A 25482-nucleotide genomic window follows, 5' to 3' on the forward strand; every position below is an offset into this window, starting at 1 on the left:
TCAGCCGCCCGGCGGCGCGCAGACCCCGGACGCGGGCGGCCGGGCGGGGCCCGCGTCACGGACGGCGTTCTCGCGGACCGTGTCGAGCCGGCCGAGTAGCTCGTCGAGGCGCTTTCCCGTGGTGTCCCTGAAGTACTGGAGGACCGCCCGGTGGAAGGCGTCGCGTAGGCCCGGCGGCATCACGTCCGAGGCGTCGAAGCACAGCGTCCGCGCCTTCCCGGTGAGGAGGTCCGCGATGCGCCGCCCGGTCGGGTCGGTGGGCTGCGGATCGGTCGCGGCGGGGAAGAAGGGCCGCAGCTCCCGCTCCGCCTCCGCGCGCCACAGCGTGCGCGCCCTCGCGCCCGAGAGGCGCTCGACGAGGGTGCGGGCCGCCGGGGCGTCGCTGAACACGGCCGCCATGTCGCCCGCCACCTCGTACGCGCCGTCGTGCTCGGCACGGCCGCGCAGGAACCCCGCGGAGGGCCGCACGTCCACGGGGTCGCCCGCGTAGACGTAGCGGATGAACGCGCTCTGGTGCTCGTGGGTGCAGCGGGGCGTCAGGGAGTACAGGAGCCCGCGCGGGCCGCCGCCCTTCGCCGGTCCTGGCGTCCCCACGTACGGCGTCGTCAGCGACTGGTCGACGGAGGCCTTGGAGCGGTCTCCGAGGAGCGCGGCCCAGGTCGTCCAGGCCTCGCGGACCCGGCGGTCGCGCCAGCTCAGCCGCCCGGTGGCCCACTCGGTGTAGACGTCGGGGCCCGCCTGGTGCAGCAGGACGTCCTCCACCCAGTCGGTGCCCGGCCACCCGGACGTCGCCTGCGAGGCGAGGCCGACGCACCACCGCGGGGCCGCGGCCGGGCGCTCCCGCACGCTCCACACCAGGCTCTTGAGGTCGACCTTCAGCGGCACCCAGTAGGTGCGGCGGGTGCCGTCGACGTTCAGCGCCGGGGCCCAGGGCGGGTAGGCGCGGGCGGTGGCCGCGGGGGTGAGGGGCTGGAGGCGTCCGGCGCGGGCGTACTCGGTGAGCTCGCCGACGCTGTTGAGGATCGCCACGTCCGGCGGGGCGTCGGCCTCCAGCTGGGCGACGAGCGTCTCCCGCAGGGAGCTGGTGCCCTGGTAGGTGTACGTCTGTCCGGTGCCGTCGTCGAGCCGGCCGAGCATCGCCTCGAACGCCTCGCCCTCCTCGCCCGTCCAGGGCCCGAGGACGACGAGCGTCTCGCGGCGTTCACCCGCGCAGCCCCCGGCGGCGACGGCGAGCAGGCAGGCCGCGAGGAAGGCGCGCAGCACCGTGTGGGCGCGGCGCGTGGGGCGGCTCATGAGGCGGCTCCGGGGCGGGAGATGTGGAGGTACTCGCGCCGGTAGCCGTGCAGCGTGGCGTAGATCAGGGCGGCGCAGAGCAGGCCGGTGGGCGCCACCCAGGGCGCCACGCCGTCGAGCGCGGGCAGCCGGCCCCGGGCCAGGTCGCGGCGGGCCCCGGACTCCAGGGTGTCGATCAGACGGGGGTCGGGGCGGGCGTAGGGGTGCTCGTCGGCGCGGGACTCGACCGCCGGCGACGTGCGGTCGGACAGCTCCCGCGCCGTGGCCACGACGTGCTGCTGCGCCCGCTGGGCGAGGACCGCGTCGGCCGTCAGGAACGGCACGGCGAGCAGCGGCAGCGCCGCCGCCGTGAGCGGCAGGCTGACGCGCAGGTGGAAGCGGTGGTGGAGGAAGAGCTGGGTGCGCCACAGGCCGACGGCGAGCAGCACGAGCGCGGCCCCGGCGACGACGGCGGCGGCGGTCACGCCCGCGCCGAGGGAGGCCCGGTCCGCGACCCTGCCGCGCAGGCGCGTCTCCAGGGCGGAGATGCGGTCCACCACGGTGGTGGCGTCCGAGCCGGTCCCGGGCTCGCAGGGCGGAAAGCCGCCGGGTGCCGTCTCGCGCGGGGAAGCGGAAGCGGGGGCGGGGGCGGAAACGGAGGCGGGGGCGGTGCAGAGCATGCTGCGGGCGTAGCCGAGCCCGGTGTCCCGCAGCACCGGGTCGCCGACGTTGTTCTGCGCGAAGGCGATCCAGTTGCCGTAGTCGGCGACGAGGCCGGAGACGACGTCGAGTTCCTGGCGCTCGGCGGTGGTCAGGGCGCCGCTGCGGGCCACCTGGTTGAGGCTCTGGGTGGCCCGTGTGGTGCGGGTGAGGTAGCGCCTGCCGATGCCGCTGAGCCGTACCGACTCCCCGGCGCCCAGGCTCCGGCCCGCCTCGCGGTCGGCGATGCGCAGGGACATCTCGGCGTCGGCCAGGTCGCCGAGCGCGGGCGTGTGGCTGTCGCGCAGCGCCGCCGAGTCCGCGCGGACCTCCCCGTACGCCCAGCCGAACGCGAGGGAGGCGACGACGGTGAGCAGCGGCAGGGTGATCATGCGCTCCCGCAGGTAGACGCGGTTGCGCGGCCGTGCGGCGTGCCGGGCGGGCCACAGGTGGGCGCGCAGCCGGCGCAGCCCGCCGGCGGCGGCCCGGCGGGCGGTGCGCCAGGGGACGGTCACCGGCGCTCCGCCCGCCGCGTGCCGGGCCGGGCGCCGGGCAGGACCGTCACGCTCGACTGGATGCGGGCGGCCTCCACGTCGAAGCGCGCGATGTGCTCCAGGAGTTCGACCCGGCCGCGCTCGGCGTCCGTGACGCGGACCAGGTGCAGCAGATGGTCGCGCATCGCGGTGTCGCCGACCCGCCCGGCGAGCCGCCAGGCGGTGCCGAGGAGCGCCTGTGCCGCGTCCCGCGCGCCGCGCTTCAGCTCGGCGCAGGCCTCCTCGAAGGTGCGGTGCAGCTCCTCCTCGTGCCGGTAATGGGCGACCTGCGGGTCGAGGCGGCTGTAGAGGTCGGCGTCGTCGGTCCAGCGCATCAGGACGGGCCGCGGGGCGGGCAGCTCCAGCCCCTCGGGGTGTCCTCCGGTGTCGATCTCGACCTCCGTGAGCAGGAGCTCCTTGCCGAACTGCGAGGGGTCGTAGGGCGCGCCGACGCAGAGCAGATAGGCGCGGGTCTCCTCGCCGCAGGGACCCAGCTCGTACTCCTCGACGGGGCCGCCCGCGCCCGTCTCGACACCGGACAGGTCGGTGCGGGCCGGGGTGAGGGGCGCCCGCGTGGGGTGGACCCGCTCGAAGGAGTACGGGCGCACTCCGGCCCGGTGGTGGAGGCGCAGGCGCAGCCCGGTCACATCGCGCTCGGCGGCGCCCGCGGTGAGGGCGGCCAGCTCGTCGGGGAGCCGCGTCAGGTCCTCCACGGCCCGCGTGCGGCCGCCCAGGGTGCCCGCGATGAGCAGCAGTTCCTCGGTCTCCCAGGCGTCGCCGATGCCGACGACGTCGCAGTCGAAGGCCCCCGCGCACCGCTCGACGCGCTCGCGCAGCTCCGCCCGCGATTCGTAGCCGGGCTCGTTCTTGCCGTCGGTGAGGAGCAGGGCGTGGCGTACGTGGCCGTTCGGCCCGGCGGCGGGCAGTCCGCGGAAGAGCTCCCGCGCGCGCTCCAGCCAGGTGCCCATCGCGGTGCCGCCGCCGGGTGTGCAGTCGTGAAGGGCGGCTTCGGCGGCGGCCCGTGACTCGGCGTGCGCGACGGCGAACCCCGGCCGCCTGGGGTGGATCATGGCGGTCCTGTCGCCCCCGGCGACCACCGCGAACAGGGCGCCGTCCGGGATGCGGGCCAGCGCGGACGACGCGGCGGCGCGGGCCGCGGCGAGGCGGCTCGGCGGGATCACCATCGAGGAGGAGTGGTCGATGAGGAGCACCTCCGCGAGCCGGGGCCCGGTGGTCCCCCGCACGTGAGCCGTGCCGGGCGGGTGAGCCGTGCCCGGCCTGCGGACCGTCACGGTGACGACGGCGTACATCCGCGCCGGCTCCCCGTCGCCGGGGGTGCGGGGCCGGGGCAGCTCGACGACCTGGCTGACCTCCAGGCCGACGCGGGCCCACGCGGACCCGGCGGCTCCGGCGGTCCCGGTGGTCCCGCTCAACCGTGGCCCTGCGCGGAGGCGTTGGCCCTGACCCAGTCCTTGATCTTCTTGCCCAGCCATGGGGTGTCCCTGTGGTGTCGTAAGGCGAAGGGGCGTACCGCGTAGGCGCGGTCGAGGAGCAGTTCGGCGAGCGGCACCTCGGCCTCCCGCGGCGGTGCGTCCCGCGCGGCCTGGTGGGCCAGGCCGCGGTAGAAGCGGGACAGGTCCTTGCGCAGCGTCCGCTCCTCGGCGGGGAACTCCAGGCGCGGGTCGGCCCTGGCGGCGACGGCCCGCAGCTCGGCGCCCGTCATCGGCGTGCCTCCCTCGGGCGTGCCCCCCTCCGGCGTGCCTCCCTCCGGCGGGGCGAGCAGGCGGTGGGCGGCGCCCCACACCTCCGCCTTCATCCGGACGCGGGCCGCCACGTCGGTCAGGCCGTGCTCGAAGAAGAGCCCGGCGAGGTCCCGTACGGCCGTGCCGAGCCCGTCCGCGTCCCGCGCGTGATCGACGCGGACGCGCACGGCGGCGGTGCGGGCGGCCGTGCGGTGCCGGGAGTGCTGGGGCACCGCGTCGAGGGCGGCGATGGCGTCGGCCAGCGCGTCGGGCCCGCCGAGCGCGAGCCGTGCGCGGGCGGCGCCGAACGCCGCGCTGCCCAGCGAGGGGTTGCGCAGCCGTACGGCCTCGTAGAACGTCAGGGCCTCGTGCCGCCGGTCCAGGTGCTCGGCGCAGTGGCCGAGGGCCAGCTTGGGCGCGTACTCGCCGGGGATCGCGGCGTAGACCCGGTCGAAGTGGTCGCGGGCCGCGCCGACGCGGGAGCGGGCCAGCGCCAGCAGACCGCGGTGCCAGTCGAGCCGCCAGTCGTGCGGGGCACGGGCGGGGCCTATGGCGTCCTCGGCCAGGGCGAGCGCGGTCTCGGCCGCCGACAGGGCGTCGGCGTCGGGCGGCCCGTCGTCCGCGCGCGGCGCGAGCCGCAGCCGCAGGCGGCAGCGGAGCAGATGGACCTCGGGGGAGTCCCGCCAGTCGCCGGTGTGCTGGAGGAGCGCCTCGGGGTCGTCGTCGCTGAGCCTGCTCAGCTCGCCGTGGTGGTCGTCGTCCGGGTCGGGGCGCGGCACCGGGAGGCGCCGGGCGACCTGGGCCGGGGTGGGCGCGGGATGGCGGGCGGCGGAACGGGGCGCGGCCCAGCGCGAGACGTCGGGGGCGGAGCCGAGCCCGCCGTCCAGGGCGTACGCGGACTGGAGGAAGAGCGGGGACGGCTCGAAGGTCTCCGCGCCGGTCCGCAGCGACCGCAGCTCGCGGAAGACGCCCCGCAGTTGGTCCTCCATCTCCCTGGCGGTGGCGAAGCGGTCGGCGCGCCGGGTGCGGGTGGCGCGGCGCAGCACCCGGGCGAGGGAGACCAGGCCGAGGCCGCGGTGCCCGGCGCAGGGATCGTCCAGCGGGCCGAGCGCGGCGAGCGCGGCCAGGTCGTGGCGGTCGCCGCCGAGGCCGCAGAGGGTGCGCAGCGTCTCGCCGAGGCTGAACAGGTCGTCGCGCGGGTCGGACTCGCCGTGGCCGCCGACGCTGGGGGCGCGGTAGGCGTCAGTGGTCAGTCCGGGCGCCCCGGCGCGGCGCACGCTGCCCACGTCGATGAGTTTGATGGTGGAGCCGTCGTGCATGACGTTCGGCGGCTTCAGGTCGCCGTAGACCTTGCCGCGCCCGGGGGCGTGCAGATGGGCGAGCCCGGCGAGGATGCGCATGCCGTACGCGAGCGTGAACTCCAGGAACCGCTCGTGGCCGAACTCCTCGGGGTGGGCGTGGGCGCGGGCCCCCACCTCCTTGAGGGTGAGCCCGTCGACGTACTGGAGCACGAGGAAGTCGCCCACCCCCTCGTGGTGCCCGTAGTTGAACACCCGGATGAAAGCGTCGTGGTTGAGCTCCACCAGCTCCTTGCGCTCGCCGCGCAGGAGGCTGTACGAGTCCGCGGCGAGCTCCGCGTGCAGCATCTTGATGGCGACGGCACGGTCGTCGACCTTGGTGTCGTGGGCGAGGCAGACGTCGCCCATCCCGCCGTAGCCGAGGAGCCGCACCAGGCGGTACTGCCCGGCGAGCAGGGTCCCCGGCGGCAGCGGCAGCCCGCCGGGGGAGTCGAGCGCGCCCGCGCTGTCCGCCCGTTCCAGGAGCGTGATCTCGGGCAGGACCGTGGGGTCGGGGCTCTCCGGCGGCAGCGTGACGTGGGCGGGGCGCGGCGGGGCAGCGGCGGCGGGAGAGGGGTGCACGACCCAGAACTCGGAGGACTCTCCGCCGACTTCGCTCTCGGAGGCGCAGCGCTCCGGCGGGGCCAGGGGTGGTGGCGTGACGGCGGCCGGTGAGGAGTGCCGCCCCGTCGCGGGGTCCACGCGCTCACCGCTGGCCAGGCAGTACCCGGTGGGTGTGACGGTGCCCGAGCAGCCGGGGTGCGGGCAGGGCTTGACCGGCGTCACGCGGCACCGCCCCCCGCCAGGCGCCGCGCCACCCGCGCGAACGCCTCCACCGCCCGTTCGGCGTCGGCGAGCGGGCAGGGCCCCGCCATCAGGAGCCGCTGGGCCTCGCGGTAGGGGCCGACCGCCTCCGGGTGCTCGGTGAGGCCGCGCCCCGCGAGGAGCGCCAGGTGGTCGCGGAGCAGGGCGCGCAGCCGCAGATGCGCTTCGAGGACCGCGCGCAGCTCGCTCTCGGCGCTCTCGGCCCGTAACAGGTGGGTCTCCACGGCCTGTTCGGCGTACGAGAGCTTCTCCAGGAGGTGGGGCCCGCCCCGCCCGGTCAGGGGCCGCAGCTCGTCGCTGAGCTGCACCGTCCACAGTGCGGCCCGCGCCGCGTACCCGGTGGCGACCGGCGGGTCGACCACATGCGGCTCCACGCGGTGGAAGAGCCGCCGGGCGCGCCGCTCGGCGTCGGCCAGCTCGTCGACGCGGGCGCCGATCCGCTGGAGCCACTGCGCGGCACGCCCGGCGGGCAGCAGCCGCTCGGCCATGGCGTAGGGGAAGCCGTGCGTACTGTCCCCCACCACGAGCAGCAGCCGGGCCCCCGCCTCGCTCAACTCCGCCAGGACACGCGCCGCAGCCCCGGGTTCCGTGGCCGACCGGTCGGCGTGCAGCACGGCCACGGCGGGCCGCCGCCGCGCGGCGGTGTGGAGCCGCTCCGCGTGCCGCAGCTCGTGCCGCAGCACGGCCAGCGCCTCGCGCAGCTCCGGCTGGGCGGGATCGTCGAACGCCACGCCCTCCAGATCGAGTACGAGACCGATGCTGCCGACGCGGGGCGTGATCCCGGCGCGGGAGAGCAGCGGGGCGCCGTCGGCCGCGGGGTCCGGCGGTTCCGCGTCCCCAGCCGGCGGTTCCGCGTCCCCCGCCGGGTCGAGCGGGCTCACGGCGAGCTGCGGGGCCTGCTCGCGGTCGGCCATGTTCAGGACCACGTACAGCGCCTGCCTGGCCCGCTCGTCGTCCTGGGCGATGAAGAGGACCTCGGTGTCCCAGGCGCCCTCGGCCCCGTTGAGCCAGCGGGTGATGGTGCGCTGGAGGCCGTGCGGGCGGGCCGCGCGCGTCGCCTCGGCGGAGACCACGCGGTGTCCCGGCACGGCGTGCGGCCCCGTCACGTACCGCTCGGCGAACCGGCGGAAGTACTTCGCGACGGTGGCCGCCGGGATCATGTACCCGTGCTCGCCGCTCGCGTCGGCCTGCGCCACGATGCCGAGCAGCCGGTCGCCCTCCTCCTCGCGCACCCCCGAGCCGCTGAAGCCGCCCCGCAGGCCGTCCGCCCCGGTCACGTCGATCTGCACCCGCTCGTCGCCCTCGCCGCCCGGCCCCATGCAGGCGCCGGTCAGCCACTGGCCGCCCGACCGGTACTCGGGGAAACCGTCGATCAGGACGGCGGCGCCCCGGTAGTCGAGCGTGCGGTGCAGCCTGACCGGGGACGGCACCGGGGCCGGCTCGTCCAGGACGAGCACCGCCAGGTCGCCCTGCGCCTTGCCGAAGGGCGGCACCCAGTGCCCGGCCTCGACGGTCGCGGTACGGCACGGGGTGCGGGTCAGGCCCTGGAGCAGCGGGAACTCGACCTGGACGCGGTCGGGGCGCTGGCCCGTGGCGGGATCACGGATGACATGGGCGCAGGTGAGCACGCGGTCACTGCCGAACAGCACCCCCGCGCCCAGGACATCGCCGCTGCCCGACGCCGCCCACCGCCGCAGCCGGACCCGCCAACTCCCGTGATCGGCACGCCCGTTCACGCCCGCGCCGGCCACTTCACGCCCGTCTCCTTCCCCCATGCCTCCTCAGGGTAGGCGCGGGGGACGGCTATGACGCCTGGGCTGCATGGGGAGGTGGTGAGAAGCTCCCGGACTCAGAGCCTGTGACATAGCCCGGGCGTGCGGCGCCCTCAGAGCCTGTGTCATAACCCCGGCCGGGCGCGCGACGCCTGGCACGCACGCTCGCGGCGTTGCCGAAACGCCCTAGTAGCTCCTCCCCCAGGCCTGAAGGGCCTGGGGGGACCCCCATCGAGGACGCTCCGGCGCCTTGCGATCGCACGCACCAGACGCCGCGCGCTGATCCGACCGGGGTTATGACACAGGCCCTCAGCCCTCCGACGCCGTCGCCGACGCCGAAGCCGGAACTGAGACGGGGAACGCCACGTCGCAGACCTCGTCCTCCGGGCCGCAGGCGTCCCAGTCGGCGAAGTACACCTCGCGGCACGGCCCCGACAGGGTGAGGCCCTGCCCGGCGGCCCAGGCCTCCACGGCGTCGAAGGCCGCGATGATCTGCGGGTAGGCGACCTGCGCCTTGGTGATCCTGGTGCAGGCGAGCCGGTGCGCGGGCTCGACCCGCACCTCGGCCCCCGTCGCGCTCCCCGGCCCGGCGGCCCACGCACGGGCCGCCTCCGCGTCCACGACCGGCACGCAGGACTCGGCGGGCCCGTCGCTCTCCTCGGTCACCTCCGCGTGGTAGACGACGAAGTGCGGGGCGGCCATGCCCCCGCACCGCTCCACGGCGGCCCGCTCCAGGCGCTCCGCGGAGCCGCCGATCCAGGCGGGCAGCTCGTGCGCGCTCACGTGCCGGGTCTCACTGAGGACGTACGTCTCCGGCACGTCCACGGTCTTCACCTCGAATGTCGCGTACAACTCGGTGTTCCTTCCCGAAAGTCGTCCACGGAGGTAACGCGCGAGCGTCCGCTGCTCGGCGAACCGCTCCTCGATCCCGGCCCAGTAGGCGTCGAGCGACCGCGCCGCCCGCTCCCCGTCGAGCCCCACCACCTCGGCGATGCCCGCGAGGGGCATGTCCAGGCGGCGCAGCAGCGCGACCGTGCGGGCGTGCTCTACCTGCTCGACGCGGTAGTAGCGGTAGCCGCTGACCTCGTCGACGTACGCGGGCGCGAGCAGCCCCAGGCGGTCGTAGAGCCGCAGCGCCTTCGGCGAGAGCCGCGCCCGCGCGGCGAACGCCCCGATGGAGAGCAGCTCCTGCCCCGGTACCTGTCGCACGGGATCATCCTCCGTCACCGGACCGTTCGGCCCGGCGTCGCCGACTCTCGGGTCTGCCCCAGGGGCAAGGTCAACGGCCGGGCGTCAGCCCTTCGGGCCAAGTCCCGTGTACGCGCCCCAGATACGCGGCGGCAGCGTGGTCCCCCGCCGTGACGCCTCGCCGCCGACCCCCGAGAGCGGCAGCAGCCGGGGCTCGTCGGGGCGGAGCCTGAACAGCGTCACCGCCGTCGACAGGTCCTTGGTGAACCCCGTGAACCAGGCGGTCCGCAGCCGGTCCTGGTCACCCGTGCGCCCGGCGAAGACACCGGGCCCGAAGCCCTTGGCGCCCGTGCGCAGGGCGTCGGTGACCTCCCTGGCGACCTCCGGGTCGAGCGCCCGCCCCGCGGTGGGCGGCTCCAGGCCGGGCAGCGCCACGCCGTCCTTGACGACCTTGGTCACGGAGTACGGGGCGTGCCGGGTGCCGCCGCTCGCGAAGGTCCCGTACGCGGTGGCCATCCGGATCGCGCTGGGCGTCGACGTGCCCACGGGGAACGCGGAGTCCGGCTTCGCCATGCTCTGCGGCAGCAGCCCGGCGGCGACGGCGGTCCTGCGGACATCGGCGTGCCCGACGTCCTTGCCGAGGCGTACGTAGGTGGCGTTGCCGCCCGGATACAGCGCCTCGCGGAGGGTGGGGCGGTCGGGGTCCGGCTGCCCCACGGCGGGGCGCAGGGAGCCGTCGGCGGCGTAGTGGCTGTCGGCGAGGACGCTCTGCCGGGGGCCGGGTGTGCGGGCCGGCCCGACGCTGCCGGCGACGACCGGCGCCTCGTGCGAGGTCACGCCGCTCTGGAGCGCGGCGGCGAGCACGAACGGCTTGAAGGCCGAGCCCACCGGCACGCCGGAGGTGTCGGCGTTGTTGGAGAAGTGCTTGGTGGCGTCACGTCCGCCGTACAGTGCCACCACCGCCCCGTCGGACGGCCGTACGGAGGCGGCGCCGACCTGCACGTGCCGGTCGGCGGCCCGCCGCGCGGGGTCGGTGTCGTGGTCGAGGACCTGACGCACGGCTTGTTCGAGGCGGCGGACCTTGGCCTTGTCGAAGGTGGTGTGAATCTGGTGCCCGCCGCGCGCGAGGTCTTTGGCGGTGAGCCCGGCGCGCTGCTTCAGGTACTTGTTGGCGACCTCGACGAGGTAGCCGGTCTGCCCGCCGAGGCTGGTGGACCGCGACTCCCGCCGGGGCTCGGGGAAGGTGCGGTACTTGGCCCGCTCCCGCTCCGACATCAGCCCCACATCGACCTGCCGGTCGAGAATCCAGGCCCAACGGTCCTCGGCACGCCGGTGATTGTCCGCCCCGCCCGCGGGATCGAACAGTTCGGCGCCCTTCAGGAGCGCGGCGAGCATCGCCCCCTGGCTGGGGTCCAGGTCCTTGGCGGAGATCCCGTAGTAGGCGTGGGCGGCGGCCTCGATCCCATTCGCCCCGCGCCCGAACCAACTGCTGTTCAGGTACCCCTTGAGGATCTCCTTCTTGCTCTTGACGCGGTCCACCTTCAGGGCGATGACGAACTCCTTGACCTTCCGCGTGACCGTCTGGTCCTGGGAGAGGTAGGTGTTCTTCACGTACTGCTGGGTGATGGTGGAGCCGCCCTGCGTCTCCTCGCCGCTGACCATGCTGACCGCCGCGCGGGCCAGGCCTTTGGGGGAGACGCCGGAGTCGTCGTAGAACGTCTCGTTCTCGGCGGCGATCACCGCGTTCACGGCGGCCGGGGCGATCTGGTCCAGCTCCACGCTCTGCCGGTTCACCTCGCCGGTGCTCACCATCTGGGTGCCGTCGGACCAGTAGTAGACGTTGGCCTCGCGCCGGGCGGCGGCGTTCTCGTCGGGGATGTCCACGCTCACGTACACCGCGACGAAGGCCGCGAGGACGGTCAGCACGGCGAGGGAGGCCGTGCCGAGAAGCTGCCGCCACGAGGGCAGCCAGCGCCGCACCCCCGACCGCCCCGCACGCGGGTAGTCCACGCGCCGCCGGCCGCGGCGACGCACCGTCTTCCCTTGCGCATGTGTTCCCATGCCGGGGAGGAGGTCGCCGCGCGCGGCCGGGTTGGTCAGGAAACTGTCAGCCGTACGTAACAGTCGTACGCAACAGCCTTACAGTCGTACGCGACAGCCTTACGTCACAGCCGTCGGCGCCCGTACGCGTGGGGGAGGGGTCAGCCGACCTTGCTCAGCGCGCCCTTGTCCTTGAAGAGGGCGAAGCCGTTGGCCCAGAGCTGGTTGACCCGCGACCGCTCCGTGGCGTTGGGCCGCGCGTTCGTGCACGACGTGCCGGGGCCGCCGCCCGACATCAGCTCGCTGCACGGGCCCGAGTAGTGGTCGGGCAGCCCGAGGACGTGCCCGGTCTCGTGGGACGTCACGCGGGTGGAGTTGTACTGCTGGTTCTGCCGGTAGTCCAGGAAGATGTAGCCGCGTCCGTGCCCGTCGGTCGAGGCGTAGGAGCCCCGCGAGTCGTTGCCCTCGCGGTACTCGAAGTCGTACCCGGTGGTGACCTCCTGGAGCCGCACGTTGGTGACCGAGGAGTTCCAGATCGACGTGGACTGGGATATCTGGCTGCGGAAGCTGGGCGCCCTGCTGGTGCGGTACCGCACGGTGACGGCCTGGATGCCGGGCGCCGCCTCCTGCTTCTTCAGCGCGGACTTCATGACGGCCTCGAAGAACTGCCGGTTCGCGGCCTCGTTCTTCGCGCTGTCCGTCTTCGACGCGGTGTACGCCGAGACCCCGTACGCCGACGCCGTACTCGCCGAAGCACCCGAGCCGGCGGCGGGGGCGGGGGCCGCGAACGCCGTGGGGGCGGTCAGGGTGGCCACGAGCGCGGCGGTGCCGAGGGCGGCGACGGCGTAGGTTCTGCTCTTGCCCTTGCTCTTGGTCATGTTCTTGTTCATGGGGGTGTCCCTTCCGGGGGCTGGAGACCTGCGGGTGCGGCCTCCGGTCGGGAACGAGTATCGGGAGCGTGGCGCGAGTTGCCCTGATGCCATTGGGCGATAGCGCGAAGACATCAACACCCGGATCTGGTAAGCGCGTTGAGATGTACCGCCGTGCTACTGGACCCGCCGGATGCGGTGAATGTCCCGTACGCAGAGGTTGAGGGCGGTGGCGGCGAGGACGATCCCCGCGCAGACGAGGAGGACGGCCCGGTCGGCGAAGGCGCCGGACAGGAGCGCCACGGCGAGGTACCCGAGCGGGATGGCGAGCCGCTCACCGACCTGGTTGAACGAGCTCATGCGGCCCAGCTCGGCGTCCGGCACGTGCTGCTGGAAGGCGGTGACCCAGGTGACGCCCGCGATGTCGAGGCAGACGCCCGCGAGGGCGGCGCAGAGCATCAGCCAGGGCAGCGGGAGGCCGAGGGCGAGCCCGGCCAGGGGCAGCGCGAGCCCGGCACTGGCGGTGACGGCGACGGTGAGCAGCCGCCGCGGCCGCCACCGCAGGCACACGACGGCCCCGGCGAGGAGCCCGAAGGCGAAGGCGCCCTGGACGAACCCCCAGGTACGGGCGCCCGCGTAGTGCTCCTCGGTGACGACGGGCCCCAGTAGCTGGTAGCCGGCCAGGAAGGCGGCGACGAGGACCGTCCCGGCCGCCGTGTAGGTCCACAGCCAGGTCCGTGACCAGAAGCCGGTCCAGCCCTCCCGCAGATCGGCGAGCGCGGAGCCGCGGGCGGCGGGGGCGCCGAGGCGCAGCCCGAGAATCAGCAGCGCGGCGACGACGAAGGTCACGGCGTCGAAGCCGAGGGCCCAGGCGGGCCCGCTGAGGGCGACGATCATGCCACCGGCCACGGGCCCGGCCACCTTGACGGCGTTGGTGGGCAGCCGCAGCAGGGCGTTGGCCTGCTGGAGCCGGTCCGGCGCGACGAGTTGCGTGACGACGCCCTGCGCGGCGGGCGTGGTGAAGGCCACGGCGACCCCCGAGACGAAGCCGCAGGCCGCGATGGAGGCGGTGCCCGCGTGTCCGGCGGCGACGACCAGGGCGAGCGCGCCCTGCGCCGCCGCGGCGAGGAGATTGCCGCAGAACAGCAGCCGACTGCGGGAGAGCCGGTCGGCCAGGACACCGCCGAGCAGCAGGAAGGCCACGGTCGGCACGGTGTTCATGGCGAGCACGAGCCCCAGCGCCCCGGCACCACCACCGGCGCCGATCACCGCGTACGCGAGAGCGAGCGGCGCCATCGCCGACCCGGCGGCGGAAACGAGCTGAGCGAGCGCGAACCGCCGGAAGGCGGGGATGCGGAGGGGCGGGGGGCCGGGTGACGGGGGTGGTGGTTGCTCGGCGGGGGTGGGTGTGGGGGTGAGGATGTGGGGGCTGCCGCTGTTGCGGTTGTTGCGGCTGTTGCCGAGGTTTCCGCTGTTGTTCATGCTCCCCCTGCTGACGTGGCCTCGGTCCCGGCCAGGCGGGCAGCTTAGATGGCCGGTATGACCGGACCGGAACCGTGGGGCACGCCGACCACACCGTGTCATCCTGGTGCCTGCCCCCCAGACCCCCGGAGGCGAGATGACGGCGCAGGACGAAAACGCGGCGGCACGGCGACAGGACGCCCCTGAGCCGGACGCCGACGACGGCCACGACGATCCGGGAGGCCAGGGCGGGCAGGGCGGTCAGGCCGGGCAGGGAGGTCAGGGTCAGGGCGGCCAGGGCGGTCAGGGCGAGAAGGTGATGGAGCTGGAGCGCAAGGTGAGCCAGCTCGAACAGGCGGTGGAGTCCCACGCCGCGGTGGACCAGGCGATCGGCATAGTGGTCGCCGTGGGCAAACTGACCCCGGACCAGGGCTGGACCGTACTCCGCGAGACCTCCCAGCACACGAACACGAAGCTGAGCCGCATAGCGGATCTGATCGTGGCCTGGGGCTGCGCGGGCGACCTGCCGGAGAACATCCGCAGGGAGCTGGACGCCAGCCTGGCAAGGGCCCAGGCGAAGTCGGACTGCGCGAAGCCAACGGGCTGAGGCCGGAAGCCGGAAACCGGAAGCCGGAAACCGGAAGCCGGGGCGGCCGGGGCGGCTGGTCAGGGGCTCGATCACACAAAAGTCCCACCGACACGCCGTGACGACCGGCGTGTTGCCGGGACTTTCCTGCAACGCCGGGCCCGCACCGGCGTTACGGGGCGGTGGGTGGCTCGGCGAGGGTGTGGGCGACGAGCGCGTTGGCGTGACCGTGCCCGAGCCCGTGGTCAGCCTTGAGCCAGGCGACGAGTTCCATGTGCCGGGTGAGCGGCGATTCCCGTATCAGGGCCTTCCAGTCGGCGACGGGCCGCCCGTACTTCTTTTCGATCGCGGGAAAGTAGCCGGCGGGGCCCTGGACTTTGGCGGTCATGTGAGGTGGTCCTCTCGTCATACGCGGGGGCGTGGGGGCGTGGGAGCGTGGCAGCGTGGGAGTGCGTGCGGTTGTTGGGTACGCGTATGACGTCGCGGGAGGCCGGAACTGAGCGGTGGCGGCACGTGTTCCGCGTCACATGGCCCGCTTTCCTGCCCCGCCCTGCCCCTGCTCCCCTGCCCCGCTCTGCCCCTGCTTCCCTGCCCCGCCCTGCCCCTGCTCCCCCGGTCGCGAAGGGGCGGATACGTCGCCGGCTCAGGCCTGGTACTCGGTCAGGTCGATGGAGGAGATGCTCAGCGCGTGGCCATGGACCGGGTGGCGGATCTCCCGCTCGGGAACCATGCCGAGCTTGCGGACGACGTTGGCGGACGCGGTGTTGCCGAGCCGGTCGACGTTGATGACGCGGTCGAGCCCACGGTCCTGCAAGGCGAACTCCAAGGTGGCCTGAGCGGCCTCGGAGGCGTACCCCTGCCCCCAGAACTGCGACCCGAGCCGCCAGCAGATGGCCACGGCGGGCAGCAGGTCGGGCAGATCCTCGGGGACGTAGAGCCCGACGACCCCGGCGAGCTCCCCCGATCCGAGCAGCTCCACGGCGAAGAGCCCGAACCCTTCTTCGTCCCACTCCTCCTCCCACCGCTCGATGTCCTCGGCGGTCGCTTCGAGGTCCCGCGTGGCCCCGTCCCCGACCCACCGCATGACGTGGGGATCGGCATTGATGTCAGCGAGGGGGACGAGGTCATCGTCGTCCCACTGACGCAGGAGAAGGCGTGGGGTACGAATTTCGGTCATGGGGGTCATGGTGCCGAACGCATCGGGCGCACGGCGAATCGCCGCTGCCGAAGGGTGTCGCCGCCCGGTACGAGCGGCACCCCACCCTGGTGGCCACCGCATACGCCCTTTCCGCCGCCGGCGGCCTGCTGCTCCGGCCCGCCGTGGCGGTGCCGACCGCACGGGTCGGGGCGCGGAGCGCCGGCTGGGGCTGTGGGGCGGGGTCCTGGTGATGTTCGGGCTGTTCGCCCGTGTCTAGGTGCGCTCCCAAGGGGCCGGGCCCGCCGTCGAAACCGTCTCGGCCGGTTACGGCGCCTTCCACGTCTTCGCCACGCTGAACCTCGCCGTCCCCGCCGTCTTCGCCGTCCCCGCTGTCCCCGCCGTCCTCGCCGGGTGGGTGGTCCTTGCCCTCGGTGACCCGCCGCCTGATCGCGGAGTTCCCCCGCTGCCCAGAGCCGCGCGCCCGCCCAGCCGCTCGCTGTCCGGATCACCGACCGGGAGTTCGAGGTACTCGGGCTGATCGCGCTGAGCGCACGCGACCGCGCCCAACTGGTGGTAGTCGCCCACGAAACGGGCCTCGCGGGCTCGGCAACGGGCACTACAGTCATGTGTTGTGCCGTACGTCACACGACGGCGGCCTGGGGTGGTTGGCCCGGGGGGGCTTCATGCACGAGATGGTCAAGGGCTCGAACGTGGCGCTGGCGGCGCTGAGTGAGAACGCGGCTTCGCTGATCGTCGGTTTGAGCTGGGTCAGCCCGACCGGTGAAGGCGATGCGGACGTGTCCGTCATGCTGCTGGATCCGAACGGCAAGGTCCGCAGTGACAGCGACTTCTACTTCTACAACAATCCGGTCGCCGCCGACGGGAGTGTGCAACTGCTGGGCAAGACACCGACGGAGAGCGGTGACGAGGACCGGATCAGCTTCGACCTGACGGCGGTCCCCTCCGGCATCGACCGGATCGTCGTGGCGGCGAGCCGCTACGAGGGAGCCGGCTTCGGGGAGCTGGAAGACCTGAGGATGACGCTGGCCGATGGGGGCGGGGAGAGTCTCCTCAGGTTCGCCATCGACGGCGCAGGCACGGTGAGCGCGATCATCTTCGGCGAGTTGTACCGGCGCGGGGAAGAGTGGAAGTTCCGCGCTGTCGGACAGGGCTATGACACCGGCCTGGCCGGTCTGGCGGCGGACTTCGGTGTCGACATCGATGACGACGCGGGCACGGAGGAGGCGCCGGCTCCGGACCCGGCTCCGGCTCCGGATCCGGCTGTGGCTGTTGCTGTGGCTCCGACTCCGGTTGTGGCTCCGGCTGTGGCGCAGGAACAGCAGGTGACGCCAGGCCTGGTCCCGGCTCCCCGCCCGCCTGGCGACGAGGTGGTGCCGAAGAAGGCGGCACGGCCTCGTACGGCCAAGAAGAAGGTCACTGTGCCCAGGGTGGCCAGGAAGTCTCTGGCGGACAACGAGTCCTGGAAGCCGGCCAGGCTCTTTCCGGTCTCGGCGCTCAAGAGCGACCGGGACCGGGAAACGCGCGCCACGTCGGTACTGCTGTCGGTGATGGCGCAGGTGCCGGAGTTCGGCCGGCGGCTCACGGCGGCGTTCGGAGCGCCGTCGGGCCGTATGGAGACGTTCACCGAGGTCTCCCTGCCGCACGGCGATACACCGCGACGCCCCGATGGGGTGGTCCGCGTCGAGCGGGCCGGCAAACTGTGGACCGCGCTGGTGGAGACCAAGACGAACGGCAACGACCTCAAGCCGGAGCAGGTGCAGGCATACGCGGACATCGCCGCACGCCGTGGCTATGAGGCCGTGATCACGCTGTCGAACGATGTCGCGCTGGAAGGCAGCCCGCTCGTCGACGTCAAGATCGATGGACGGCGCAAGCACAAGGTGGCTCTCTGGCACCTGTCCTGGGCCGAGGTCACCCACCAGGCGCAGATGCTGATCCGGCACGAGGGCGTCGGAGACAAGGCGCATGCGTGGTTGCTCCAGGAACTCCTCTACTACCTGCGGCATGAGAACTCCGGCTGCCACGGCTTCCAGAACATGGGGGCGGCCTGGGTCCCCGTACGCAACGGAATCGACGACGAAACCCTGTGCCAGGGCGATGCGCGGGCCTTGGGCGTGGTGGAGAGCTGGGAACGGCTCGTCCGTCAGATCTGCCTCAGCCTCGGTGGCGAACTCGGACAGAAGGTACTGCCCGTCCAGCGAGCCAAGCGTGGCGCCGATCCGCGAACCCGCCGCGTCCGCCAGGCCGATCAGCTCTGCCTCGACGGCAGGCTTCAGGCGGAGCTCCGGATCGAGGGCGCACCCGGGATCCTGGCGATCAGCGCCGACCTGCGCACGGGCAAGCTCCGCACGTCCATCGAGATCCCCGTACCCGAGCAGGGGTACCCGCTGACCTGGGCCAAACGCCTCATCCGCCGCCTGGCCGAGGCGCCGGCAGACCTCCATATCGAAACCCTGGTCGAAGGAGAGGCCGGGGGGCCACGGGGCACGCTGGAACGGCTCCGCCCGGAACCGGCGGACATGCTGCCGAAGAGCAACGACACTCACATCACCGGCTTCCGCCTGTCCCTGTTCAAAAGCATGGGAAGCAGCCGTGGGAACGCCGAATCCGGCTTCATCCGCAGCGTCGACGACGCCGTACAACGCTTTTACACCACCGTGGTGATCCACCTGGACGGCCCGACGCCCCGGCAGGCATCAGCGCAGGAACGCGCCGGAACGGAATGACGCCCGACCGTGGACAGCCGGACGCGATCAAGGTCTCGCTTGATCGCTGACCGGCTCTAACTTGAGGGCGGGCAGGCCCGGTTCGAGGGCCTGCTTCGAAGGCCGACCTCTTCGCCCTTGTGGCAAGATCGCGGGATGCTACGACTTACCGACTTCATCATCGACTGCCCGGACACGATGAAGCTGGCCGCCTTCTACTCCGAGGTGCTGGGGCTCCCGGTCAAGAAGGACAGCAATGAGGACTGGGCCGGTATCCAGCTCGGCGAGATCGAGCTGGCCTTCAACCAGGTGGAGGACTACCGCGCCCCGCAGTGGCCCGACAGCGAGCACCCCAAGCAGTTCCACCTCGATTTCGAAGTCGACGACCTCGAGGCCGAAAAGCGCCGTGTCCTGTCCCTCGGCGCGACCCTGCAACGGGACTGCGTCGGCCTCGAAGGCTACGGCTTCACCGTCTACGCCGACCCCATCGGCCACCCCTTCTGCCTCTGCCGCAACAAGGGCGTCACCTGGACCGAACAGGGCCTGATCTGGCCGACGCGCGACTAGCAAGTTGTGTGCCTGAAACGGCAAAGGGCCGGCTCAGGAGGAAAGCCCTCCTGAGCCGGCCCTTCTCGTTGTGCCCCCGGCAGGATTCGAACCTGCGACACCCGCTTTAGGAGAGCGGTGCTCTATCCCCTGAGCTACGAAGGCGAGGCATGGCGATGCTCGTCCGGAGACTGTGTCGCCGCCGCCAGTGTAGCGGGTGGTCCTGGGGCCCCCGGGTGATCCACAGGGATGGGGCGTGGGGGTCGGGCCTGGGCGGGGGTTACTCGATGATCAGGTCTACCTGGATGTTGCCGCGAGTGGCCTTGGAGTAGGGGCAGAAGGCGTGGGTCTTCTTCAGGAGGTCTTCGCCCGCGGGGCCCTGGAGGTGGTCGGGGAGTTCCGCGCGCATGACCACCGAGAGGCCGAAGCCGCCGTCCGCCTCGTCCTTGCCGATGCTGACCTCCGCCGTCACCGAGACGTCCGTCACGTCGATCTTCTCCTGGCGTGCGACGTTGCTCATCGCACTGGCGAAGCAGGCCGCGTAGCCGGCGGCGAAGAGCTGCTCGGGGTTCGTGCCCTTGCCGTCGCCGCTCAGGGCCTCGGGGAAGGCGAGCGTCAGGTCGATCTGGCCGTCCGAGCTGACGGTGCGGCCCTCGCGGCCGTTCGCGGTGGCGACAGCGGTGTACAGAGCGTCCATGGGTCTCGTTCTCCTGCCGATGGGGTTCGGTGTCTTCTTCTGAGAGAAGTAGAGCACGTCATTTAATTGTGCACAACTTAATTGGGTCGCGAGTTGTACGATGGGTCGCATGGAGCATGTACAGGACGGGGCCGGGCGCGAAGCCCCTGAGAGCTCTCGCGGTGACTTCCGGGAGGGCCCGCGCGGTGACTTCCGCGAGAGCCCTCACGATGACTTTCTGCGGCTCGACGAGCAGATCTGTTTTTCCTTGCACGCCGCCGCGCGTGCCTTCAACGGGGTCTACCGGGCCGCGCTGAAGGATCTCGGGCTCACCTACCCCCAGTACCTCGTCATGCTCGTCCTCTGGGAGCACGGCGAGCTCCCCGTCAAGAAGATCGGGGAGCGGCTTCGGCTCGACTCCGGGACGCTGTCTCCGCTGCTCAAGCGGCTCGAAGCCGCCGGCCACGTCGAGCGGCGGCGCAGCGAGGAGGATGAGCGGTCCGTCGGCGTCCGGGTCACCGAGGCGGGGCTCGCGCTACGGGAGAAAGCCCGTGCCGTGCCGCGCGCCATCGGCGACGCCAGCGGGCTCTCCCTGGACGAGGTGCGAGATCTTCGGGCACGGCTCGACAGCCTCACCGCCGCCCTCGACGGGAAGTCCGTCGGCCTTGGCGGGAAGTCCGCAGACCTTGGCGGGAAGTCCGCCGACGGGGCGAGTGACTGTTTGCGTTGAGTCCTCCGGCCTCAGGCGTCCTCCCCGAACACCCCCTCCGTCGTCGTGACGACCGCGCACCTGCCCGCCGCCCAGCGCAGTGCCATCGCGTGGTCCTCGGGGGAGAAGTCGGCCACCGCGTCGGCCACCACGAACGCCTGGATGTCCTGCATCCACGCGTCGCACGCCGTCATCAGTACGCCGATGTGGGCGTAGATGCCGGTGATCACGAGCTGATCGCGGCCCTGTTCGCGCAGCCGCTCCAGGAGGTCCGTGCGGACGAAACCGCTGTACTTCCACTTCGTGAGGACCGTCTCCGCCGGTGCCGGGCCGATCTCGGGGGCGATCGCCGCCGCCTGGGCGTCGTCCGGCAGGCCCGGGCCCCAGAAGTCCTGCTGGAGGCCCCGTTCCTCGGGGGTCTGCCCGCCGGGCTGCGCGGTGTGGACCACCGGGACGCCCAGGCGGTTGGCCACCTGCTTCAACCGTGAGACGTGGGAGAGCAGTTCGGGGATCGGGGAGGCCTTCCTGTCGTACGCCGACAGGAAATAGTTCTGTAGGTCGTGCACCAGGAGGACCGCGCGGGACGGGTCCACCTTCCAGTCGACCCGGTTCGCGGGGAGCTCGTCGGCCGACGGCATGGGGTACGGGGTGATCGCGGGCAGAGCCATGGCTGTGGACAGGTCCGTTCAGAGTCGTGGTTACGCAGGTGCAGCCGTGCAGCCGTGCAGCCGTGCAGCCGTGCAGCCGTGCAGCCGTGCAGCGGTGCAGCGGTGCAGCGGTGCAGCCGTGCAGCGGTGCAGCGGTGCAGCGGTGCAGCCGTGCAGCGTGGCAGTGCTGCCACCAGGGGGCGGATGGGAAGGGTTATTGGGGCTCGGCGGGGCGGTGCGTCCCTGGCGGTGACGCCCTCAGGTCCTTCTTCGAGATCTTGCCGACCCCCGTCTGCGGGAAGGCCTCCACGAACTCGACGCGGTCCGGGACCTTGTACGCGGCCAGGCCCCGTTCCCGTACGAACTTCTTCACGGTGACCGGCTTCAGCGGCTCGGCGCCCGCGCGCAGGATCACGTACGCGCAGGTGCGTTCGCCCAGGTAGGGGTCGGGTTCGGCGACGACGTTCGCGTCGTGGACGGACGGGTGGGCCAGGATGTGGTTCTCGACCTCCTCGGCGGCGATCTTCTCGCCGCCGCGGTTGATCTGGTCCTTGGCGCGGCCCTCGACCACCAGGTGGCCTGTCTCGGTGCGGCGGACGATGTCGCCGGTGCGGTAGAAGCCGTCGGCGGTGAAGGAGCGGGCGTTGTGCTCGGGGGCCCGCCAGTAGCCGCGGATCGTGTACGGGCCGCGCGTCAGGAGGTGGCCGCTCTCGCCGGGCGGCACCTCCTCGTCCTCGTCGTCGACGATCCGGATCTCGTCGTCGGGGGAGATCGGGCGGCCCTGCGTGGTGACGATCGTTTCGTACGGGTCGTCCAGGCGCGTGTAGTTGACCAGGCCCTCCGCCATGCCGAAGACCTGCTGCAACGTGCAGTCCAGGGCCGGCCTCACGCGCCGCGCCGCCTCCTCGCTGAACTTCGCGCCGCCGACCAGGAGCACCTCCAGGCTGCTCAAGTCGTACGGGGTCGAAGGCGCCGCCTCCGTCCAGACGAGGGCCAGCGGCGGGACGAGCCCCGTGATCGTGACGCCCTCTGCCTCGATGAGCGGGAACGCCGCGTCGGGGCTCGGCTGCGGGGAGAGCACTACGCGGGCGCCCGCGTAGAGCGCGCCGAGCGAACCGGGGGAGGAGAGCGGGAAGTTGTGGGCCGCGGGCAGGGCCACCAGGTACACGGACGTCTCGTCCACCGCGCAGAGCTCGTTGGAGCCGCGGAGGGAGTAGATGTAGTCGTCGTGGGTGCGCGGGATCAGCTTGGGCACGCCCGTCGAGCCACCGGAGAGCTGGAGGAACGCCAGGTCGGAGGGGGTGGGCGGATCCGGGATCGGTACCGGGTCGGTCGCCACCTCCGCCAGGGTCTCGAAGGTTCCCGGCAGAGTCTCGAAGGTTCCTCGCGGGGTCCTCGCGTGCGTCGGGGGCTCGGGAGTCTGCGGGGTGGTGGTCCTCGCGTCCGCCACGAACACGTGCCGCAAGGTCGGCACCTGGGCCGCGACCTTCGCCGCCAGCTCGGGGTAGTCGAAGCCGCCGTGCCGGCCGGGGACGACGTACGCGGCGGCCTCCGTGAACTCGCAGAAGTAGCGGATCTCCGTCTCGCGGTGCGCGGGCAGCGCGAAGACCGGCAGGGCGCCCACGCGGAAGAGAGCGAAGATCGTCGAGAAGAACTCCGCCGTGTTGGGGAGCTGGACGACCACCTTGTCGCCCTTCTTGATGCCCCGGGCCAGCAGGCCCGCCGCCAGCCGGTCGGCGCGGACGTCGAGCTCCGCGTACGTCCAGCGGTGGCCTCCCGCCGGGTCCACGATCGCGGTCCTGCCGGGGTGTTCGGCGGCGCGGTCGCGCAGGAACCCGCCGAAGGTCTCGCCGCGCCACCAGCCGGCGGCCCGGTAGCGCTCGGCGAACTCCTCGGGGTACGGGGGCGCGTCCAGGGGGGTGCTCACAGCTCGGCTCCCACGGCGTTGAGGAACGTACGGAACTTCGCGCCGGTCTCCGCGGTCTCCGCCGCGGGGTCGGAGGCTGCTACGACGCCCGCGCCCGCGTAGAGACGCAGGGACCGCTCCTCGGCCTCGGCGCAGCGGATCGTCACGACCCACTCGCCGTCGCCGTCGGCGTCGCCCCAGCCGATCATGCCGGTGAAGAATCCGCGGTCGAACGGCTCGGTCTCGCGGATGACGTCGCGTGCCGTGGCCGTCGGGGTGCCGCAGACCGCGGGGGTGGGGTGCAGCGCGCAGGCCAGTTCGAGGGCGGAGGCGTCGGGGGACGCGAGGGCGCCGGTCACCGTCGTGGACAGGTGCCACATGGTGGCCGTACGGATCAGGGTGGGACGGGCCGGGACCGTCAGGTCCGTGCAGAACGAGGCGAGTGCCTGGTGCACCGCGTCGACCACGACGGCGTGCTCGTGCAGGTCCTTGGCGGATTCCAGGAGCGCGGCGGCGCGGCGGACGTCCTCGGCCAGGTCGGCGCTGCGCGGCGTCGAGCCCGCGAGGGGGTTGGCGACGACCTGCCGGCCCCGGCGCGAGACCAGCAGCTCGGGGCTGGCCCCGAGGAGGGTGCGGCCGGGAGCGGTGGGCAGCGCGAACGTGTGGCCGGAGGGGTCACGGCGGGCCAGGCGCTGGAGCATCGCGGGGATGTCCAGCGGGGCGGGCGCGGTGAGTTCGAGGGTGCGGGCGAGGACGACCTTGCTGAAGTCACCGCGCCACATCCGCTCCACGGCCTCGGCGACGCCCTGGCCGTACTCCTCGGGGGACGGGACCGGCCGGATCCGCCAGTCCGTGGCGTCCGGCGTCTCGGCGGGCAGCGCGATCAGCGGGTCCGCGGTCAGGGGCGGCGCGGTGCGCAGGGTCCGGGGCACGGCGAGGGCGGCGGGCGCGGTCTGGTCGAACGGGACGGCGCCGATGACGTGCGGCGGTCTGTCCGCCCCGGATCTGCGCGCGGCGGCCAGCGTGGCCTCGACACGCTGCGGCAGGGGCCTGTCGTCATGCGGTACGTGGGCGTGGACGCCCTCGGCGAGCAGAGTGCGGGTCGGCGTCGCGAGGAAACGTTGACCAGGGGTGTAGTCGTCGAGGAGAGCGGTGGCCGCTCCCACGGCGGGATGGGCCTGCTCGGCCGTCGTGACTGCGACGTGTGTGGCGACCTCGGGTGCCGTCGACACGGGGGCTCCGTTTCTCGTGGGGGCGCTGGGGATGGCGGGTTGGGGGGCCGGGAGGCCGGGCGGGGGCTGGGTGATCCGGGGTGCGTGTGCGTGGGGTGAGTGGCTTGTGGGGTGAGTGGGGTGAGTGGGATGTGCGGGGCGTAGGGGTGTGCGGGGTGTGCAGGGCGTGCGGGGTGTGCAGGGCGTGCAGGGCGTGCGGGGTGTGCAGGGCGTGCAGGGTGTGCAGGGCGTGGCGGGGTGTGCAGGGCGTGCGGGGTGTGCGGGGTGCGTGTGGGTCTACCGGGCGTACGGGGCGTGCTGGCGGGCTCGGGGGTCGGGCGCCCGCGCCCGCGAATCCCCCGCCGCGGGCGGGAAGGACGGAAAGCGCGGCCTCACCGCAACGTGGCGCCGCCGTCCACGTACAGCTCCTGGAGGGTGATGTGCCGGGCGCGGTCGGAGGCGAGGAAGACGACCGCTTCGGCGATGTCCTCGGGGGTGGCGATGCGGCCGAGCGGGATGCCGGTGCGGTACGTGGCGAGGTCGCCCGCGATGACGCTGCGCGGCACCTCCGCCTGGCCGTCGGGCCACAGGGCGCGCTGCATGGCGGTGTCGGTGGAGCCGGGCGCCACCACGTTGCAGCGCACTCCGCTGCGCGCGGTCTCCAGGCCGAGGCACTTGGTGAACATCGTGGCCGCCGCCTTCGACGCGGCGTACGCGGCCATGCCGGTCCGCGGGATGCCGGCGGCGTTGGAGGCGACCGTGACGATGCAGCCGGAGCCGCGGGCCGTCATGTGGGAGGCGGCGGCTTGCGAGGCGTTGAAGACGCCGGTGGTGTTCACGGCGAAGGTGTCGGCCCAGTCGGTGTCGGTCAGTTCGGCGACGGGGGCGGTGCGCAGGATGCCGGCGACGTTCACGAGGATGTCGAGGGCGCCCAGGTCGCGGACGGTCTCGTCGATCACGCGCGACACGGCGGCGGGATCGGTGACGTCCATGGCGCGAGGCGTGATCCTGCCCGGCGAGGGCGCGCCCGGGCCCGCCGCTTCCACCAGGCCCGCTGCTTCCACCAGGCCCGCCGCTTCCACCGGGCCGGCGTCGCGGTCCATGCCCCGATCCGTGCCGCGGTCCATGCCCCGATCCGTGGCGCGGCCCGTGGCATGGCCCGTGGCGCGGTCCATGTCGCGGTCCGTGGCGATGACGTGCGCGCCCCGGGCGGCGAGCGCGGCGGCCACCGCGGCGCCGATGCCCTGGCCGGCGCCGGTCACCAGGGCCGTGCGCCCGGCGAACTCGCCCTCGGCGTACGGCCCGTACGGCCCGTACGGCCCGTACGGTATGTGCTCAGGCATGTGTGAGCGACCTCCCCAGACTGTTTAGGTAAGCCTAACCTAACGTACGATCACTGCCCAGGGGTGCCGCCCCTGTCGCCCACGCCATGGCCCGTCGCCGTACGGGTGTGTTACGTTGCGGACAGCACGTGTTTCTGCCCTGTCTTGGGCGCCGGTGCTGAATCTTCTGCTCCCGGATCTCGGGAGTCTCCCGCTTCACGGGAGCAACCTCCGGTTCACAGGCATCGCCCTCGTTCCCGGTCGTCGAAATCCGGGA

Annotated in this window: 21 protein-coding genes and 1 tRNA gene; 5 read left to right on the forward strand and 17 right to left on the reverse strand. The window is 73.1% G+C overall.

What is annotated here, in order from left to right; genetic code table 11:
• The 9 genes from ACRAKF_RS22675 to ACRAKF_RS22715 all read right to left on the reverse strand — a co-directional run bounded on the left by ACRAKF_RS22675 (window position 1) and on the right by ACRAKF_RS22715 (window position 13759).
• Window positions 1-1293: an extracellular solute-binding protein gene (locus ACRAKF_RS22675; RefSeq protein WP_447039151.1), complete on the reverse strand. Its 1293-nt coding sequence runs from the start codon at window positions 1291-1293 to the stop codon at window positions 1-3.
• Window positions 1290-2486, reverse strand: coding sequence for a hypothetical protein (locus ACRAKF_RS22680; RefSeq protein ID WP_447039152.1), 1197 nt, complete (start codon window positions 2484-2486; stop codon window positions 1290-1292). The genes ACRAKF_RS22675 and ACRAKF_RS22680 overlap by 4 nt, the downstream gene beginning before the upstream one ends.
• A complete protein-coding gene (locus tag ACRAKF_RS22685; RefSeq protein WP_447039154.1) occupies window positions 2483-3937 on the reverse strand; it encodes a VWA domain-containing protein in 1455 nt (484 codons plus the stop codon). Before ACRAKF_RS22685 ends, ACRAKF_RS22680 begins: the two co-directional genes overlap by 4 nt.
• Window positions 3934-6369, reverse strand: coding sequence for a tetratricopeptide repeat protein (locus tag ACRAKF_RS22690; RefSeq protein WP_447039155.1), 2436 nt, complete (start codon window positions 6367-6369; stop codon window positions 3934-3936). Before ACRAKF_RS22690 ends, ACRAKF_RS22685 begins: the two co-directional genes overlap by 4 nt.
• The gene (locus ACRAKF_RS22695) at window positions 6366-8183 is read right to left on the reverse strand and encodes a trypsin-like peptidase domain-containing protein (protein WP_447039157.1); all 1818 of its coding nucleotides are present in this window, start codon (window positions 8181-8183) and stop codon (window positions 6366-6368) included. Before ACRAKF_RS22695 ends, ACRAKF_RS22690 begins: the two co-directional genes overlap by 4 nt.
• A gap of 306 nt (window positions 8184-8489) precedes the next feature.
• Entirely contained in the window at window positions 8490-9389 is a 900-nt protein-coding gene (locus ACRAKF_RS22700) for a MerR family transcriptional regulator (RefSeq protein ID WP_447039158.1), read from the reverse strand.
• An 84-nt stretch (window positions 9390-9473) separates the two neighbouring features.
• Window positions 9474-11402 (reverse strand): transglycosylase domain-containing protein, encoded by a 1929-nt coding sequence (locus tag ACRAKF_RS22705; RefSeq protein ID WP_447039159.1) that lies wholly within the window; start codon window positions 11400-11402, stop codon window positions 9474-9476.
• A 167-nt stretch (window positions 11403-11569) separates the two neighbouring features.
• Complete coding sequence (snpA, locus tag ACRAKF_RS22710) at window positions 11570-12298, reverse strand: snapalysin (protein ID WP_447039161.1); 729 nt, start codon at window positions 12296-12298, stop codon at window positions 11570-11572.
• A gap of 156 nt (window positions 12299-12454) precedes the next feature.
• Window positions 12455-13759 (reverse strand): MFS transporter, encoded by a 1305-nt coding sequence (locus tag ACRAKF_RS22715; RefSeq protein WP_447039162.1) that lies wholly within the window; start codon window positions 13757-13759, stop codon window positions 12455-12457.
• Between the two features lie 136 nt (window positions 13760-13895).
• Between ACRAKF_RS22715 and ACRAKF_RS22720 the strand changes: the two genes are divergently transcribed.
• The gene (locus ACRAKF_RS22720) at window positions 13896-14345 is read left to right on the forward strand and encodes an ANTAR domain-containing protein (protein ID WP_447039163.1); all 450 of its coding nucleotides are present in this window, start codon (window positions 13896-13898) and stop codon (window positions 14343-14345) included.
• A gap of 151 nt (window positions 14346-14496) precedes the next feature.
• Here ACRAKF_RS22720 and ACRAKF_RS22725 read toward each other — a convergent pair whose 3' ends face one another.
• Together ACRAKF_RS22725 and ACRAKF_RS22730 are read right to left on the reverse strand one after the other, a co-directional pair.
• Window positions 14497-14712, reverse strand: coding sequence for a DUF4287 domain-containing protein (locus tag ACRAKF_RS22725; protein ID WP_447039164.1), 216 nt, complete (start codon window positions 14710-14712; stop codon window positions 14497-14499).
• A 255-nt stretch (window positions 14713-14967) separates the two neighbouring features.
• A complete protein-coding gene (locus ACRAKF_RS22730; RefSeq protein WP_447039165.1) occupies window positions 14968-15501 on the reverse strand; it encodes a GNAT family N-acetyltransferase in 534 nt (177 codons plus the stop codon).
• Between the two features lie 238 nt (window positions 15502-15739).
• Between ACRAKF_RS22730 and ACRAKF_RS22735 the strand changes: the two genes are divergently transcribed.
• The 3 genes from ACRAKF_RS22735 (at window position 15740) to ACRAKF_RS22745 (ending at window position 18755) form a co-directional block, all read left to right on the forward strand.
• Window positions 15740-16000: a hypothetical protein gene (locus ACRAKF_RS22735; protein ID WP_447039166.1), complete on the forward strand. Its 261-nt coding sequence runs from the start codon at window positions 15740-15742 to the stop codon at window positions 15998-16000.
• 145 nt (window positions 16001-16145) lie between these two features.
• Window positions 16146-18209 (forward strand): TerD family protein, encoded by a 2064-nt coding sequence (locus ACRAKF_RS22740; protein ID WP_447039167.1) that lies wholly within the window; start codon window positions 16146-16148, stop codon window positions 18207-18209.
• A gap of 135 nt (window positions 18210-18344) precedes the next feature.
• Complete coding sequence (locus ACRAKF_RS22745) at window positions 18345-18755, forward strand: VOC family protein (RefSeq protein WP_447039169.1); 411 nt, start codon at window positions 18345-18347, stop codon at window positions 18753-18755.
• 71 nt (window positions 18756-18826) lie between these two features.
• On the opposite strand, the gene ACRAKF_RS22750 is transcribed toward ACRAKF_RS22745, so the two are convergent.
• Together ACRAKF_RS22750 and ACRAKF_RS22755 are read right to left on the reverse strand one after the other, a co-directional pair.
• Window positions 18827-18899, reverse strand: a tRNA-Arg gene (locus ACRAKF_RS22750).
• A gap of 115 nt (window positions 18900-19014) precedes the next feature.
• On the reverse strand, window positions 19015-19431 hold the full coding sequence (locus ACRAKF_RS22755; RefSeq protein ID WP_447039170.1) for an organic hydroperoxide resistance protein: 417 nt from the start codon (window positions 19429-19431) through the stop codon (window positions 19015-19017).
• Between the two features lie 109 nt (window positions 19432-19540).
• Here ACRAKF_RS22755 and ACRAKF_RS22760 point away from each other — a divergent pair, with 109 nt between their 5' ends.
• A complete protein-coding gene (locus ACRAKF_RS22760) occupies window positions 19541-20140 on the forward strand; it encodes a MarR family winged helix-turn-helix transcriptional regulator (protein WP_447039171.1) in 600 nt (199 codons plus the stop codon).
• A gap of 11 nt (window positions 20141-20151) precedes the next feature.
• Here the strand turns inward: ACRAKF_RS22760 and ACRAKF_RS22765 are convergent, their stop codons facing one another.
• From ACRAKF_RS22765 to dhbA, 4 genes are all read right to left on the reverse strand, one after another.
• The gene (locus ACRAKF_RS22765) at window positions 20152-20787 is read right to left on the reverse strand and encodes an isochorismatase family protein (RefSeq protein ID WP_447039173.1); all 636 of its coding nucleotides are present in this window, start codon (window positions 20785-20787) and stop codon (window positions 20152-20154) included.
• A gap of 193 nt (window positions 20788-20980) precedes the next feature.
• Window positions 20981-22693, reverse strand: a complete 1713-nt coding sequence (locus ACRAKF_RS22770; RefSeq protein ID WP_447039175.1) for a (2,3-dihydroxybenzoyl)adenylate synthase — start codon at window positions 22691-22693, stop codon at window positions 20981-20983.
• Entirely contained in the window at window positions 22690-23904 is a 1215-nt protein-coding gene (gene dhbC / locus ACRAKF_RS22775) for an isochorismate synthase DhbC (protein WP_447039176.1), read from the reverse strand. The genes ACRAKF_RS22770 and dhbC overlap by 4 nt, the downstream gene beginning before the upstream one ends.
• A gap of 371 nt (window positions 23905-24275) precedes the next feature.
• Window positions 24276-25226, reverse strand: a complete 951-nt coding sequence (gene dhbA / locus ACRAKF_RS22780) for a 2,3-dihydro-2,3-dihydroxybenzoate dehydrogenase (protein ID WP_447039177.1) — start codon at window positions 25224-25226, stop codon at window positions 24276-24278.
• Window positions 25227-25482 lie beyond the last annotated feature (256 nt).

It is taken from the genome of Streptomyces sp. DSM 118878 (assembly GCF_052936595.1).